This is a genomic window from Streptomyces sp. NPDC049541, assembly GCF_044465725.1.
Classification (GTDB): domain Bacteria; phylum Actinomycetota; class Actinomycetes; order Streptomycetales; family Streptomycetaceae; genus Streptomyces.
Genome location: NZ_JBITLY010000001.1, coordinates 1,022,654 through 1,036,733, shown reverse-complemented (window position 1 = coordinate 1,036,733; position 14,080 = coordinate 1,022,654). Strand labels below are relative to the sequence as shown.

The window sequence follows — 14,080 nt, the reverse complement described above, 5'->3', positions numbered from 1 at the left end:
ACACCGCCGGAAGCTTTCAAATCAACGGGCGTACCCTTGAGCACGCCGAAGAATCAATCGCTAGGGAGCCGGTCGTGTCCGCAGTCGCACCCGACGGACGCAAGATGCTGCGCCTGGAGGTCCGCAACAGCCAGACCCCCATCGAGCGCAAGCCCGAGTGGATCAAGACCCGGGCGAAAATGGGCCCCGAGTACACCAAGATGCAGAACCTCGTGAAGAGCGAGGGCCTGCACACGGTCTGTCAGGAAGCCGGCTGCCCGAACATCTATGAGTGCTGGGAGGACCGCGAGGCGACCTTCCTCATCGGCGGCGACCAGTGCACCCGGCGCTGCGACTTCTGCCAGATCGACACCGGCAAGCCCGAGGCCCTCGACCGTGACGAGCCGCGCCGCGTCGGCGAGTCCGTGGTCACCATGGACCTGAACTACGCCACCATCACCGGCGTCGCCCGCGACGACCTGGAGGACGGCGGCGCCTGGCTGTACGCCGAGACGGTCCGCCAGATCCACCAGCAGACCGCGGGCCGCGAGGCCGGGCGGACGAAGGTGGAGCTGCTCGCTCCCGACTTCAACGCGATCCCCGAGCAGCTCGAAGAGGTCTTCTCCTCCCGCCCCGAGGTCTTCGCGCACAACGTGGAGACGGTCCCCCGGATCTTCAAGCGCATCCGCCCCGGCTTCCGCTACGACCGCTCGCTCAAGGTCATCACGGCCGCCCGCGACTACGGGCTCGTCACCAAGTCGAACCTGATCCTCGGCATGGGCGAGACCCGCGAGGAGGTCAGCGACGCGCTGCGGCAGTTGCACGAGGCGGGCTGCGAACTGGTCACCATCACCCAGTACCTGAGGCCCTCCGTGCGCCACCACCCCGTGGAGCGCTGGGTGAAGCCGCACGAGTTCGTGGAGCTGAAGGAGGAGGCCGAGCAGATCGGCTTCTCCGGCGTGATGTCCGGCCCGCTGGTCCGGTCCTCCTACCGGGCCGGCCGGCTGTACCAGATGGCCGTCGAGAAGCGAGGCGCGTACGTCGCTTCGCAGGCCGTCTGACGCTCGAACGAACCGCCGCCTGATGGCACGGAGTGCCAACACTCCGTGTGAATCTGGGCACAAGAAACTACTCGCCAGTAACGGCCGATTCGACGCGGTCCTGACAGTCCTCGCAGATGAGGGCCCATGTCAGGGCCGCGTCGGTGTTTGCGCTCGTCGCATCAAGGCTTCATGGGTGTTTGACCGGTCGGTCACGCCCTGGTAACACCAATCAGTGACGCTGGACTCACGCCACGTACACCCGCCCCAGTGCCCGTATCCCGAGGGGGGACCTCCATCATGCAGGCCGCGCCGGTTCGCGCCAATGCCATCCCGTCGTTCACCACTGCACTGCGTGCCGTCGAGTCGCTGCTCATGAGCAGCGGTCAGCGCACCGCCCGTCGCAACGCCTGGACCTCCGTCCTGGAGGACCGCCGCCGCGCCAAGGACCGGGTCGAGGCCCAGCGCGTCATGGAGCAGACCACCCTCGCCGTCCGCCCCTGAATCCCACCCCCCGGACAGTGCCGTCGTACGGCGCTCCCGGGGCCACGTAGACTTCGTGGCATGGCGAGGAAGGAACCTGCAGCGGACGCTGCGAACCCCGGGCGACTGAAGCAGATCGCTCTGACCTACAAGATGACCCGCAAGGCCGACAAGAAGATCGGTCTTGTACTCGCGGCTGTCGGCATCGGCATCTTCGGTGTTTTCCTCGCGATCGGTTTCTTGATCGGTCACCCCATCTATCTCGGCATCCTGGGCCTGCTGCTCGCCTTCCTCGGAACGGCGATCGTGTTCGGGCGCCGGGCCGAGCGGGCGGCCTTCGGGCAGATGGAGGGCCAGCCGGGCGCGGCCGCGGCGGTCCTGGACAACATCGGCCGGGGCTGGACGACGACGCCCGCGGTGGCGATGAACCGCAGCCAGGACGTGGTGCACCGGGCCGTCGGCAAGGCCGGCATCGTCCTGGTCGCCGAGGGCAACCCGAACCGGGTGAAGAGCCTGCTGGCCGCCGAGAAGAAGAAGATGAACCGCATCGTCGCGGACGTACCGGTACACGACGTCATCGTCGGCACGGGCGAGGGCCAGGTCGCGCTGAAGAAGCTGCGGACCACGATGCTCAAGCTGCCGCGTGTGCTGACCGGGCCGCAGGTGACGGCCACCAACGACCGGCTGCGGGCCATGGGTGACCTGATGAGCAACATGCCGTTGCCGAAGGGGCCCATGCCCAAGGGCATGAAGCTGCCCAGGGGTGGGCCGAAGGCCCGCTGATTTCGCTCCTACGACGAGGGGGCGCCCGATTGTTTCGGGCGCCCCCTCGTCGTAGGAGAGCTGTCTTTCGTCTGCCGCGTCGTCGTGGCTGGTCGCGCCCCACGGCGGAGCCGCAAATGGATACAGCCCCGCGCCCCTTCGGGGCGCTCCACTTCAGGGCGCTCAGACGCGCACCTCGACCGTGCGGGCCAGGCGGTCGTGGAGGCCTCTGCCGTCTCGGTCCCAGATCAGGGCCGGGATCGCGATGCAGAGCAGGGCCGTGCGGAGGGTGGCGCGGAGGGGGCTGGGCCGGCCGGTGTCCAGGGCGACCACGCGAAGGCCGAAGAGACGCTTACCGGGGGTGAAGCCGAGGGTGCCGACGGTCAGGACGCCGAGCAGGAAGAAGACGAGCAGGGCCCAGTTGCCGGTCGCCTGGTCATAGCCGTGCGTGATCAGACCGTATGCGATCAAGAGGCACAGGCCCCAGTCGACGGCGAGGGCGCCGAACCGGCGGCCCGGGCGGGCGATGGAGCCCGGTCCCTCCTCGGGCAGACCGAGCTGCTGGCCGCGGTATCCGAAGTCGACACCGGCTTCCTCTGCGGCCGCGCGGGGGCCCGAGAGCCATGAGCCGATTGCATCCCTGTTGTCCACGCGTCCACGGTACTGCGCCCGTTTCGCGATACGGACAGGTGGGGTACACCGGACTGGGTCCGGTTAACTTGTGCGAAACAAATGGGTCACGCCCGAGAAATCACCCGTCCCTAGGGTCGGGGACAGCGTGTGCCACCGCACTGGCCGCACGAACGAACTACCACCCCGGCGAGGCGGTCGGGAGTAGGAGGAGCTGGATGTTCCAGAACGCCGACGAGGCCAAGAAGTTCATCGCGGACGAGGACGTCAAGTTCATCGACGTCCGCTTCTGCGACCTGCCCGGCGTGATGCAGCACTTCACGGTGCCGGCAGAGGCCTTCGACCCGGCCGAGGAGCTGGCCTTCGACGGCTCCTCGATCCGCGGCTTCCAGGCCATCCACGAGTCCGACATGGCGCTCCGCGCCGACCTGTCGACCGCGCGCGTCGACCCCTTCCGCCGCGACAAGACGGTCAACATCAACTTCTTCATCCACGACCCGATCACGGGCGAGCAGTACTCCCGTGACCCGCGCAACGTGGCGAAGAAGGCGGAGGCCTACCTGGCGTCCACCGGTATCGCCGACACCGCGTACTTCGGCCCCGAGGCCGAGTTCTACGTCTTCGACAGCGTGCGCTTCCAGACCTCCGCGAACGAGGCCTTCTACCACATCGACTCCGAGGCCGGCGCCTGGAACACCGGTGCCCTCGAGGACAACCGTGGTTACAAGGTCCGTTACAAGGGCGGCTACTTCCCGACCCCGCCGGTCGACCACTTCGCCGACCTGCGTGCGGAGATCTCCCTGGAGCTGAACAAGGCCGGGCTGAACGTGGAGCGCCAGCACCACGAGGTGGGCACCGCCGGCCAGGCCGAGATCAACTACAAGTTCAACACGCTGCTCGCCGCGGCAGACGACCTCCAGCTCTTCAAGTACATCGTGAAGAACGTCGCCTGGCGCAACGGCAAGACCGCGACCTTCATGCCGAAGCCGATCTTCGGTGACAACGGCTCGGGCATGCACGTCCACCAGTCGCTGTGGGCCAACGGCGACCCGCTGTTCTACGACGAGGCCGGCTACGCGGGCCTGTCGGATACCGCCCGCTACTACATCGGCGGCATCCTCAAGCACGCCCCGTCGCTGCTGGCCTTCACCAACCCGACGGTGAACTCCTACCACCGTCTGGTGCCGGGCTTCGAGGCCCCGGTCAACCTGGTGTACTCGCAGCGGAACCGCTCCGCGGCCATGCGTATCCCGATCACGGGCTCCAACCCGAAGGCCAAGCGCGTCGAGTTCCGTGCGCCCGACTCCTCCGGCAACCCGTACCTGGCCTTCTCGGCCCTGCTGCTGGCGGGTCTGGACGGCATCAAGAACAAGATCGAGCCGGCCGAGCCGATCGACAAGGACCTCTACGAGCTGGCCCCCGAGGAGCACGCGGGCGTCCCGCAGGTCCCGACCTCGCTCCCGGCGGTCCTCGACTCCCTCGAGGCCGACCACGAGTTCCTGCTCGCCGGTGACGTCTTCACGTCCGACCTGATCGAGACCTGGATCGACTACAAGCGCGCGAACGAGATCGCTCCGCTGCAGCTGCGTCCGCACCCGCACGAGTTCGAGCTCTACTTCGACGTGTGATCGACGCCTGTCCCAGGCACTGCGCCCGCGCCTCCGCTGTCGTACCGACAGCGGAGGCGCGGGCGTTTGTTCTATTCTTCCTCTGCCGATGAAATGACACGGGGGTGGATGGGATGCCGGAGCGCGAACACGACGACCAGGAGCGGGAGTTCGACCTGAGGTGGGCGGACGCCGCGCCGCACAAGGAGCCCTCAGCGCGGGCCCGGATGCTGGCCGCTCGCTGGAAGGAGAACCCGCCGGAGCCGCAGCCGTTCCGTGCGGATCCCGAGCCGGTGGCGCCGCGGCGGTCCTCATGGGTGTCGACGGCGATCGTGCTGGGCAGTGTGGCGGCGATCATCGTGCTGCTCGGGTGGGCGCAGTTCCGGGCCCCGTACTAGAGGCCTCTCACAGGGACCTTTTGCGGCTCCTAGAGCCGTTCGGGACCACTTCATGGCAGTGGGCGGGTGCACACTGGACAGCGGGACGAGTGCCTGACTGCGGGGTGATGGCAGATGCAGAGCCGCTTCCGGAGCGACCGGCGGTTGACCGTACGGATGACGGTCACGATGTTCCTGCTCGGGTTGCTGTACGTGGCGTTCGTCGCCGCGCTGATCGTGTTGCTGAAGTCGTGGCTGCTGGTCGTGGTGCTGGTGGCGGCGCTGTTCGTCGCGCAGTTCTGGTTCTCCGACCGGATCGCGATGTTCGCCATGCGCGGGCGGGTCGTGGAGCGCGAGGAGTATCCCGAACTGCACGCGGTCGTCGACCGGCTGTGCGCGATCGCCGACATGCCCAAGCCGGTGGTGGCCGTGTCCGAGATGGACATGCCGAACGCGTTCGCGACCGGACGCAATGCCGACCATGCGGTGGTGTGTGTGACGACCGGGCTGCTGCGGCGGCTGGAGCCCGCGGAGCTGGAGGGCGTGCTCGCGCACGAGCTGTCGCACGTGGCGCACAAGGATGTCGCCGTGATCACGATCGCGTCGTTCCTCGGCGTGATCGCGGGCCTGATCGTACGGTTCGCCTTCTACTCGCAGCTGTTCGGCGGCGGGCGCCGGGACCAGAACACCGCCGCCGTCTTCGCCGCCGTGATGGGTGTCTCGGCGGCCGTGTACGCGATCAGCTTCCTGCTGATCAGGGCGCTGTCGAGGTATCGGGAGCTGGCCGCGGACCGGGCGGCGGCGCTGCTCACCGGGCGTCCCTCGGCGCTGGCCTCCGCGCTGACCAAGGTCTCCGGCGAGATCGCGCGGATCCCGACCAAGGACCTGCGGACGGCGCAGGCCTTCAACGCGTTCTACTTCACCCCCGCGACCGGCAAGGAGCCCGGGATCGAGCGGTTCTTCTCCACGCACCCGAGCCTGGAGCAGCGGCTCGACCAACTGGGGCGGATCTCCGCCGAGTTGGGTGAGGCGGCAACACCCGGAAAGGGGTGACATGGGGCTCCTGGACATTCTGCTCGGCCGTACGAAACCGGTCCTGCCCGATCTCGACCAGCTCTTCGCACTGCCGTCGGCGGCCGTGACCCTGGAGGCCGCGGCCGGCTTCACACCGACCGGCACGGGGGCGGTGTGCTTCGCGACGGTCGAGGGCGGGGCCTTCGAGCAGATGCACCGGGAGGTCCAGGCCCTCCTTGACGCGGACGCCGACCGGGAAGGCCCCCCGGTGGAGCTCAGCCAGGACGGGTACGGCTACTCCTGGCTGGTCTCGCGCCGCTCCCCCGGTCAGCTGTCCGAGCTGGTCAACGATCTGCACGCGGTGAACAGCTCGATGGAGGTCAACGGCTTCGGGCCGCAACTGCTGTGCTCCCTGGCCGGTTTCCAGGGCGAGGGGGGCCGGCGGCTTGCGCTGGTCTATCTCTACAAGCGCGGCACGTTCTACCCGTTCGCGCCGCTGCCCGGCGGTGGACAGCGGCGCGACAACGCGCTGGAACTGCAGGTGAAGGCGGCGCTCGCCGACGACCTGCGGATGGAGCAGGATCTGAGCCGCTGGTTCCCGGTGTGGGGCGCGCCGGGACTGTGACCGGCGCCTACCAGCGGTTCACGTCGTCTCACTTGCTCTTCTCGCGCTCCTGGCGGCGCGACTCCAGGGGGCGCTCGCGAGCGTAGCGGCGCTCCCACTTGGCCTGCATGTCACGGCGCTTGCGGTAGGCCTGGTACGTGGCCGGCATCGACCCCGACGAGGATCCCCCCGACGACTGCGAGGACTGCGAGGCGGAGCCGCCCTTGGTGCCGCTGCGCCCGTACTGCGTGTACAGGAAGAGCACGGCGACCGCGGCCAGCCACCAGACGTGGTTTCCGAATCCTAAGAGCACCAGGACGGCGGTCCCGGCTATGACGATGGTGCCCATGACGGGCCTCCGTGTGGGCGTGGATGAGTGAGCGGTGATGGTTTTCTCGTCCGACGGGCCGCTGGGGGAGGGCGCCCGTCCGTCGGTGCGTAGAGAGTAGCCCCGAGTCCGCAGGGTGATGCCTGTCCTGCGGCAAGCGGTGGTGGGCAGCTCCGCAACGCATGTCCAGCGTAGGGAGACGGTCACCGGGCGTGCATCCTGTTTTCCGGCTGCCCGGCGCTCAGTCCGACTGCAGGTCCAGCTTCCGTTCCACCACCTCGCGGGCCACCTCCGTCAGGCGGCGGCGGTGCGAGCGGGCGTGGGAGCGCAGCACGCGGAAGGCCTCCTCGACCGTGATGGAGTGCCGGGCGGCGAGCGTGCCCTTGGCCTGTTCGATGACGATACGGCTGGTCAGCGCCTGGCCCAGCTGGTCGGCCAGCGCCCGGCTCTCGCGCAGCCGGCGCTCCCGTTGCAGGGTCCAGCCGGCGGCGTCGGCGAGGGACTGGGCGAGCGCCAGGAGGTCGGGGGGCAGCGGCGTGCCGCCGCGGCCCAGCAGCACCAGGGCGCCCAGGGTGTCCTCGCCGGCGCGCAGGGGCAGCGCGGCGACCCGGTCGTAGCCCAGCGCCCGGGCCCGCTCCGCATAGCGCGGCCAGTCCCGGCGGGCCCGGTCGCCGTCGAGGGAAGTGTCCGGCACCGGACAGCCGGTGCGGCGGGCTTCCGGTCCCGGACCCTCACCCCAGGTGACCGCGTCGCTCACCAGGCGCAGCCGCTCCTCGCCGGTGCCGGCCACCTCGGCGTGGACGGGGTCGTCGGGGGCGTACAGCACGACTGCGGCGCGGCCGCCGAGGAGTTCGGTTCCATGTGCGGCGAGGGCCGCGAGGAGCCCGCGCGGATCGGAGGCCTCCGTGACCGGGCTGGCGGCCAGGTCCACGAACGCCTGCGCCAGCCGCTGCTGCGACGGGGACATCGTGCTCATCAGCTCGCTTTCCCTTCGGCCTCTCATCGGTTCGCTTCCCGGATCATCGGTCGCGAACCGTGTCCGCAGTCTCCCCTGTCCGCGCCCCGGCGCCATCCCGCCCGGCCGAGACGCAACTGGCCGGCGCGCAGGTCGGTGGCGCCGGACAGGCTGAGCGGTACCGCGGCCCGGCGAGGAGCGCCTGTATCCGGTGAAGTCGAAGCGGCGGGCGCCCCGGAGAACACCGGGAAGCTCCGGGCGACGATCTCCTCCAGAGGTGGCACGAAGTCCACTGAGCCAGTACCCACGGCCGCTTCCGGCATACCGCTGAACTCCGCGATCACGGTGCGGTGGCGGGGTCCAGGAATCACGCCTCGGGGGCGGCCGCGACCACGCCTGCCGCGATCGCCGCGCCCAGGGCCGCGTGGTCCGCCGCGGTCTGGTCGGCGTAGGCGAGGGCGAAGTCGGCGACGGCCTGCTCGAAGGTGTCGGCGCCGCCGAGATACGCGGCGATGGCGATGCGGTCGCCGGAGCGGGCGTGGGCGCGGGCCAGGGCGGTGCCGCAGAGGCGGGCGTAGCCGAGCAGATCGGCCGGGCTCATGCCGGCCACGTCGGCGGAGCCTTTCATGTCGCGCAGCTGCCGCCAGTAGAAGGCGCGCCCCTGCGGCCCGCTCATCCACCCCAGGAAGATGTCACTCGCCGCCTGCAGCAGCCGCTGCCCCGCCACGACGCGATGCCCGGGATGGACGTAGGGCCCATGTGGCAGATGTTCCTCCCACACGGACTTCCGGGCCTCCTTGATCTGGAGGAACAGGGGGTCGCTCTGATCGCGGCCCGTCAGCAGTACCACGAAGCAGCGCAGGCCGACACTGCCGACGCCGACGACCTTGCGGGCGGCGTCGACGAAGCGGTAGCGGTCCAGGAGCAGACGGCGCTCCTCGGAGAGAGTGGACCGGTAGTCGCTGAAGATCTTGCGCAGGGAGGCCGTGTCGGAGGCGCCGGCGGGTTCGAGGAGGGGCGGGTCGTGGATGAACCGGCGGCGCCCGTCGACCACCTCGGTGAGCTTGCCGAGGGCCTGCAGGCTGGTGCGGCGGCGGGCCCGGGTGAGGCTGGAGGCGACCTGTCTGCGGCGGCCGGCGGAGCGGACGAGGGGCAGCAGGCTGTCGGCGTCGATGCGCTCGTACCAGACGGCGAGCTCGCCCTGCCCGGCCAGCCGCCGCATGGCGGTCCGGTACGAGGCCACCGCCTCCAGCGTCGCGCGCCGCACCCTGGCCTCGGCGTGCCCGTTCGCACGCCCCGCCACGGCGACGGATGCGGCCAGCCGCTCGACATCCCACTCGAAGGGCCCGGGAAACGTCTCGTCGAAGTCGTTCAGGTCGAACAGAAGCGTCCGCTCCGGGGAGGCGTACACGCCGAAGTTCAGCAGATGGGCGTCGCCGCACAGCTGCACGGTCAGCCCGGTGTGCGGCCGGGACGCGAGGTCGGCGGCCATCACGGCGGCCGAACCGCGCAGAAACGCGAACGGCGAGGCGGCCATCCGCCCGTACCGGATCGGCAGCAGTTCCGGCAGCCGGTCACGTCCCTGCCGCTCCAGTACGGCAACGGGGTCGGCCCGGTCGACGGGCGGGACCCACCCGGCATGCGCGGACCGCGCCACCCGCCGACGGGCGGCCTTCCCCCGCTCAGAGCGAACAACGGGCGTACTCACGACACCCACCGCGATACACCGCGCCTGCCCATCACGCCTCCGGTGCGGTCGCCTTCCATGCCCTCCTGATCGCAGTGAAGGCGGGAGCGGGGGCGGGCGCATGCCGGGGGCGGCGATCGGGTGAGGGGGGCAGTGGTTTTCTCGCCCCCCTCCGCCCCCTACCCGTCCCGTACCTGGGGGCTGCCGCCCCCAGACCCCCGCTTTCGGCCTGAATGGCCTCGTCCTCAAACGCCGGACGGGCTGAAAGATCGAGCAAGCCCAGGTTGTCAGTGGTCTGATGCAGGATGAGGGGACGGATGGTGTGACGGGGAGGCCGGGATGGTGCGGTACATCGGGGTGGCGGAGCGGCGGGCGCGGCTTGCGTTGCGCCAGCGGCTGGCTCCAGGGGCGCGGGCGGGCAGTCCGGAGGAGGTAGCCGGCACGCTGGTGGCGCTGCACGGGTCGGACCCGGCCACGGTGCATCTGGCCGTGGGTGCGCGGCTCGCGGACGCGGCGCGGACCGTGGCGGAGACCGAGCGAGCGCTGTACACGGACCGCTCGCTGGTGCGGATGCACGGCATGCGGCACACGGTGTTCGTGTTCCCCACGGACCTCACCGCCGTCGTGCACGCCTCGACCGGGCTCACGGTCGCGGGCCGGGAACGGGCCTCGCTGCTCAAGGACATGGCGAAGGCCGGGGCGCCGGACGCGGCCTGGCTGAAGGACGTGGAGGAGTCGGCGCTGGCGGCCCTGGCGCGGCGCGGGCAGGCGACCGCGGCCGAACTCGCCGAGGACGAGCCGCGGTTGAGAGAGCAGTTCGTGTACGCGGCTGGCAAGAGCTACGAGGGTGTGCACACCGTTTCGACCCGGCTGCTGAGGGTGCTGGGCGTGGAGGGCAAGGTCGTCCGGGGGCGGCCGCTCGGCTCGTGGACGTCCAGCCAGTTCCGCTGGGCCGTGGCCCCGCCGCACCCCGAACTCGACGTGGCCGAGGCGCAGTCGGCGCTGCTCGGCCGCTGGCTCGCGGCATGCGGGCCGGCCACGGAGGCCGATCTGAAGTGGTGGACGGGCTGGAAGGTCACGGACGTCCGCCGTGCGCTGGCGGCGATCGGCGCGCAGGAGGTGTCACTGGACGAGGGCACGGGTTACGTCGTCGACGGCGACGTCGAGCCGGTGGTCGGCCCGGACCAGCCGTGGGCGGCACTGCTGCCCGCGCTGGATCCCACGGCGATGGGCTGGCGCGAGCGGGACTGGTACCTGGCGCCGGAGCTGCGGCCGTCGCTGTTCGACTACAGCGGCAATGTGGGGCCGACGGTGTGGTGGAACGGCCGGGTGGTGGGCGGATGGGCTCAGCGCCCTGACGGCGAGATCGTCTGGCGGCTGCTCGACAAGGACGGTGTGGGGCACGAGGCCGAGGCGACGATCGCGGCCGAGGCTGAGCGGCTGCAGGGATGGGTGGGGGCCACGAAGGTGACCCCCCGGTTCCGCACGCCGCTGGAGAAGGAGTTGGCGGGCAAGCTCTGAGCACCGCCGCGCATCTTCAGCGCGTCCGGCGCATCGACGACGAGACCGCCATCTCTCGCCACCGGTCAGCGATTTCAGCCTCCGGCGTATCGAGCGCACGAGGGACCACCATCCCGATCCCCCACCCACCCGCTCGAGCGGCACGTCCTCACCACCCGCCAGCAACCTCCGCTCCGCGGCGTATCGAGCACGAGGGACCCCATCTCTCGCTTCCGGTCAGAGATTTCAGCCTCCGGCGTATCGAGCACGAGGGACCACCATCCCGATCCCCCACCCACCCCGCTCGAGCGGCACGTCCTCACCACCCGCCAGCAACCTCAGCTCCCCGGCGTATCGAGCGCACGAGGGACCACCATCCCGAGCCCCCACCCACCCGCTCGAGCGGCCGTTCTCGCTTCCGGTCAGCGATTTCAGCCCGTCCGGCGTTTGAGGACGAGGCCCCTTCAGGGCCGAAGCAGGGGTCCGGGGGCGGCAGCCCCCAGCAGACGGCCAGGCATGTGCCGGGCGCCCCGCAGGCACGGGGCACCCGGCACCACGGTCAACGCGAATACCGCATCAGCGCCCGCACCATGTGGCACGTCGTGTCCGACGGCGGGTGGACGCCGATCAGTTCGGCCGTGCTCCGAATCGTCTCGTTGCGGGCCTGGTTCGGTACGTACACCCCCCGGTCGAGCAGGGCGATGGCGAGCCGCATCGCCTTGAGGCGGCGGTTGTGCGTGACGTACCACTCGCGCGGACGGCCCGGCGGCAGCGGGCGCTTCTCCACGGGGGCGTAGGGCAGGTCGAGCAGGACGGGGTGCTTGGCGGTGGACTGGGTCGGCTTCGGCTTCAGTGCGGCAGCGGGCACAGGCATCCTCCTGTCGCGGTGAGGCTGTGGGAATGAACGGGGGTTTCGGCACCCCCCACACCCTCGAACACTTCTTCTAGTGTACCGCCCGGCACTGACAAAAGGCCCTGGCCACAGCGACTTTGAGGGGACCTCAGGGGTACCTTTGACCCCATGGAGATCTGGATCAACCCGGCCTGTTCCAAGTGCCGCAGCGCCATCAGCCTGCTCGACGCCGAGGGCGCCGACTACACCGTCCGCCGCTACCTGGAGGACGTACCGAGCGAGGACGAGATCAGGGACGTACTCGACCGCCTCGGCCTCGAACCGTGGGACATCACCCGCACCCAGGAGGCCGACGCCAAGGAGCTCGGACTGAAGGAGTGGCCGCGGGACGACTCGTCGCGCACGCGGTGGATCAAGGCCCTCGCCGAGCACCCCAAGCTGATCCAGCGCCCGATCATCACGGCGGACGACGGCACGGCGGTCGTGGGGCGTTCGGAGGAGGCCGTACGGGACGCACTGTCTCGTTGACACCCCTGTGACGTACGTTACTTCAGTGACTCCTGTAACCGCTGAGTAACTTCGTTCGGTATCTCGTACATAGCGGCGTACGCTCCCCTACCTCGCAGGAGGCGCGCATGTCGCGTAGGAGAAGTCTCGGTACGAAGAAGAAGATCGCGCTGCTGGTGAGTGCGGCGGCGGTGGCGGGAGGCGGCGCCTTCGTCATGGCGAGCACCTCGAACGCCGCCCAGAGCCCGCAGGCCAAGACCCTGTCGGCCGCGGACTCGAACGTCTGCCAGGGGCTCGCCACCGCGCTCGGCAACAACCAGAAGTTCATCGACGGGCAGAAGGCCAACCCCGACGCCCAGTCCGCGGCCCGGATCGCCAACCGCGAGGCGGTCATCGCGCAGATCAAGGTCCAGCAGAAGGCGTCCGGTTGCACCGTTGGGGAGTCGGCTCAGGGCTCCCAGGCGACGCAGCCGGCGCAGAACGCCGGACAGCAGGCAGGGGGCGCGCAGCAGTCCGCGCAGCCCTCGCAGACGGCCTCGGCCCCCGCGGGAAACGCGAACGGGAACGCGGGTGGTGGCGCTGCCGCCTCGGGCCGGCAGGTGTGCAACGGCTCCACGGTCACCCTCTCCGGCGAGGGCGGCGCACCTGCGGCCTCCAGTAACCAGTTCCCGGCGGGGACGACGCTGAAGGTCACCAACCTGGACAACAACAAGTCCACGACGGTGAAGGTCACGTCCGTCTCCGGCAGTTGTGCCCTGCTCAACAACGCGGCCTTCGAACAGGTCCGGGAGCCCGGCAAGTTCCTGATCCGCCATGCGCTGATCGAGAAGGTGGGGTGAGGCTCAAGGGGTCAAGAACTCCGTGAGGCGGCGGCCGAGGTCGGCGGGTGCGGACTGCGGCAGCGCATGATGGGAGACGTCGGGGACCACGACCGTCTCCCCGCGCGGCAGCAGCGCATCCGCCTTCGCCGCCACCTCGTACGTGTCACAGGTCCTGCTGTTCCCGGCCAGGAGCAGCAGGACCGGCATGTCCAGCCCGCGCAGCGCGTCCGGCGCCGGGCGCGGACCGGTCACCGGCTTCGCGACGGAGGGGAAGCCGGCGGCCGCCTCCTGGAGGCGGAGCCAGTCGGGGTCGAGCGGCACTCCCCCGGCCGCTCCCCCGGTCTCCCACTCCAGCAGGGCACGGACCCGGCGGGGCGAGGGACCCAGCACCAGCGGCAGGACGTGCAGGAGATACGCGGGCCGGTAACCGGCGAAGCACTGGGTGGGGTCCAGGAGGACGAGGCGGCGCACGCGTGCGCGTGCGTGCAGCGCGTAGTGCAGGGCGATCCAGCCGCCGTACGAGTGCCCGCCCAGGTCCGTCTCCGCCAGGCCGAGGTCGTCCAGGACCGCGTTCAGCCAGACCACCAGGTCGGCGACCGTACGGGGGTGACGGTCGCCGGCCTCGGTGCCGCGGCCCGCGCAGCCGGGGAGGTCGACGGCGAACACCCGGTGGGTAGGGGCCAGGTCGGCCGCCTGGGCGTACCAACTGGCGGAGGTGGCTCCCCCGCCGCCGGGGAGCAGGACGACCGCGGGCGCGTGGAGAGGTCCGCACATGTTGACGTATGTCGTCCCGAAGGGCGTGGGGACGGTCACCGCCTCCCGCTCGGCGGGCCACTTGGCCATGACCTTGTCGTACGCGGCGAGGAAGCCGTCCATGTCGTAGGCGCTGCGAGCAGACACCGGAACCCCCTTATTATCTCGTTGAGCGAGATA

Annotated in this window: 16 protein-coding genes; 10 read left to right on the top strand and 6 right to left on the bottom strand. The window is 70.2% G+C overall.

Features of this window, described 5'->3' with window-relative positions:
• Window positions 1-74: 74 nt before the first annotated feature.
• From lipA to ACIBW9_RS04720, 3 genes are all read left to right on the top strand, one after another.
• A complete protein-coding gene (gene lipA, locus ACIBW9_RS04730) occupies window positions 75-1,040 on the top strand; it encodes a lipoyl synthase (RefSeq protein WP_398951175.1) in 966 nt (321 codons plus the stop codon).
• Window positions 1,041-1,319: 279 nt separating this feature from the next.
• Entirely contained in the window at window positions 1,320-1,523 is a 204-nt protein-coding gene (locus ACIBW9_RS04725; RefSeq protein ID WP_398951173.1) for a hypothetical protein, read from the top strand.
• Window positions 1,524-1,583: 60 nt separating this feature from the next.
• A complete protein-coding gene (locus ACIBW9_RS04720; protein WP_115908572.1) occupies window positions 1,584-2,285 on the top strand; it encodes a DUF4191 domain-containing protein in 702 nt (233 codons plus the stop codon).
• A gap of 162 nt (window positions 2,286-2,447) precedes the next feature.
• Here ACIBW9_RS04720 and ACIBW9_RS04715 read toward each other — a convergent pair whose 3' ends face one another.
• The gene (locus ACIBW9_RS04715) at window positions 2,448-2,915 is read right to left on the bottom strand and encodes an RDD family protein (protein WP_398951170.1); all 468 of its coding nucleotides are present in this window, start codon (window positions 2,913-2,915) and stop codon (window positions 2,448-2,450) included.
• A gap of 197 nt (window positions 2,916-3,112) precedes the next feature.
• On the opposite strand from ACIBW9_RS04715, the gene glnA reads away from it, so the two are divergent.
• The 4 genes from glnA (at window position 3,113) to ACIBW9_RS04695 (ending at window position 6,517) form a co-directional block, all read left to right on the top strand.
• A complete protein-coding gene (gene glnA / locus ACIBW9_RS04710; protein WP_389069668.1) occupies window positions 3,113-4,522 on the top strand; it encodes a type I glutamate--ammonia ligase in 1,410 nt (469 codons plus the stop codon).
• A 113-nt stretch (window positions 4,523-4,635) separates the two neighbouring features.
• The gene (locus ACIBW9_RS04705; protein WP_398951168.1) at window positions 4,636-4,899 is read left to right on the top strand and encodes a hypothetical protein; all 264 of its coding nucleotides are present in this window, start codon (window positions 4,636-4,638) and stop codon (window positions 4,897-4,899) included.
• Window positions 4,900-5,013: 114 nt separating this feature from the next.
• Window positions 5,014-5,931 carry a zinc metalloprotease HtpX gene (htpX, locus tag ACIBW9_RS04700; protein ID WP_398951166.1) on the top strand — a complete coding sequence of 306 codons (918 nt, stop codon included), beginning with the start codon at window positions 5,014-5,016 and terminating at the stop codon, window positions 5,929-5,931.
• A 1-nt stretch (window position 5,932) separates the two neighbouring features.
• A complete protein-coding gene (locus ACIBW9_RS04695) occupies window positions 5,933-6,517 on the top strand; it encodes a hypothetical protein (RefSeq protein WP_398951164.1) in 585 nt (194 codons plus the stop codon).
• A 28-nt stretch (window positions 6,518-6,545) separates the two neighbouring features.
• Here the strand turns inward: ACIBW9_RS04695 and ACIBW9_RS04690 are convergent, their stop codons facing one another.
• The 3 genes from ACIBW9_RS04690 to ACIBW9_RS04680 form a co-directional block, all read right to left on the bottom strand.
• Window positions 6,546-6,845 (bottom strand): hypothetical protein, encoded by a 300-nt coding sequence (locus ACIBW9_RS04690; RefSeq protein WP_398951162.1) that lies wholly within the window; start codon window positions 6,843-6,845, stop codon window positions 6,546-6,548.
• 220 nt (window positions 6,846-7,065) lie between these two features.
• Window positions 7,066-7,800, bottom strand: coding sequence for an ANTAR domain-containing protein (locus ACIBW9_RS04685; RefSeq protein ID WP_398951160.1), 735 nt, complete (start codon window positions 7,798-7,800; stop codon window positions 7,066-7,068).
• Window positions 7,801-8,146: 346 nt separating this feature from the next.
• On the bottom strand, window positions 8,147-9,487 hold the full coding sequence (locus ACIBW9_RS04680) for a DUF2252 domain-containing protein (RefSeq protein ID WP_398951158.1): 1,341 nt from the start codon (window positions 9,485-9,487) through the stop codon (window positions 8,147-8,149).
• Between the two features lie 318 nt (window positions 9,488-9,805).
• On the opposite strand from ACIBW9_RS04680, the gene ACIBW9_RS04675 reads away from it, so the two are divergent.
• Window positions 9,806-10,987, top strand: a complete 1,182-nt coding sequence (locus tag ACIBW9_RS04675) for a winged helix DNA-binding domain-containing protein (protein ID WP_398951156.1) — start codon at window positions 9,806-9,808, stop codon at window positions 10,985-10,987.
• Window positions 10,988-11,525: 538 nt separating this feature from the next.
• Here the strand turns inward: ACIBW9_RS04675 and ACIBW9_RS04670 are convergent.
• Window positions 11,526-11,834 carry a hypothetical protein gene (locus ACIBW9_RS04670; protein ID WP_099928355.1) on the bottom strand — a complete coding sequence of 103 codons (309 nt, stop codon included), beginning with the start codon at window positions 11,832-11,834 and terminating at the stop codon, window positions 11,526-11,528.
• Between the two features lie 153 nt (window positions 11,835-11,987).
• Between ACIBW9_RS04670 and ACIBW9_RS04665 the strand changes: the two genes are divergently transcribed.
• Entirely contained in the window at window positions 11,988-12,347 is a 360-nt protein-coding gene (locus ACIBW9_RS04665) for an arsenate reductase family protein (protein WP_398951154.1), read from the top strand.
• Between the two features lie 107 nt (window positions 12,348-12,454).
• Entirely contained in the window at window positions 12,455-13,165 is a 711-nt protein-coding gene (locus ACIBW9_RS04660; RefSeq protein ID WP_398951152.1) for a hypothetical protein, read from the top strand.
• A 3-nt stretch (window positions 13,166-13,168) separates the two neighbouring features.
• On the opposite strand, the gene ACIBW9_RS04655 is transcribed toward ACIBW9_RS04660, so the two are convergent.
• Window positions 13,169-14,047 carry an alpha/beta fold hydrolase gene (locus tag ACIBW9_RS04655; RefSeq protein WP_398951151.1) on the bottom strand — a complete coding sequence of 293 codons (879 nt, stop codon included), beginning with the start codon at window positions 14,045-14,047 and terminating at the stop codon, window positions 13,169-13,171.
• Between the last annotated feature and the right edge of the window lie 33 nt (window positions 14,048-14,080).

Excerpts from the sequence above, each read along its gene's own strand:
- ACIBW9_RS04675 (WP_398951156.1), top strand. The coding sequence starts at position 9,806 with ATGGTGCGGTACATCGGGGTGGCGGAGCGGCGGGCGCGGCTTGCGTTG.
- ACIBW9_RS04720 (WP_115908572.1), top strand. The coding sequence starts at position 1,584 with ATGGCGAGGAAGGAACCTGCAGCGGACGCTGCGAACCCCGGGCGACTG.
- ACIBW9_RS04725 (WP_398951173.1), top strand. The coding sequence starts at position 1,320 with ATGCAGGCCGCGCCGGTTCGCGCCAATGCCATCCCGTCGTTCACCACT.
- ACIBW9_RS04685 (WP_398951160.1), bottom strand. The coding sequence starts at position 7,800 with ATGAGCACGATGTCCCCGTCGCAGCAGCGGCTGGCGCAGGCGTTCGTG.
- ACIBW9_RS04705 (WP_398951168.1), top strand. The coding sequence starts at position 4,636 with ATGCCGGAGCGCGAACACGACGACCAGGAGCGGGAGTTCGACCTGAGG.
- ACIBW9_RS04695 (WP_398951164.1), top strand. The coding sequence starts at position 5,933 with ATGGGGCTCCTGGACATTCTGCTCGGCCGTACGAAACCGGTCCTGCCC.
- ACIBW9_RS04665 (WP_398951154.1), top strand. The coding sequence starts at position 11,988 with ATGGAGATCTGGATCAACCCGGCCTGTTCCAAGTGCCGCAGCGCCATC.
- ACIBW9_RS04660 (WP_398951152.1), top strand. The coding sequence starts at position 12,455 with ATGTCGCGTAGGAGAAGTCTCGGTACGAAGAAGAAGATCGCGCTGCTG.
- ACIBW9_RS04690 (WP_398951162.1), bottom strand. The coding sequence starts at position 6,845 with ATGGGCACCATCGTCATAGCCGGGACCGCCGTCCTGGTGCTCTTAGGA.
- htpX (WP_398951166.1), top strand. The coding sequence starts at position 5,014 with ATGCAGAGCCGCTTCCGGAGCGACCGGCGGTTGACCGTACGGATGACG.
- glnA (WP_389069668.1), top strand. The coding sequence starts at position 3,113 with ATGTTCCAGAACGCCGACGAGGCCAAGAAGTTCATCGCGGACGAGGAC.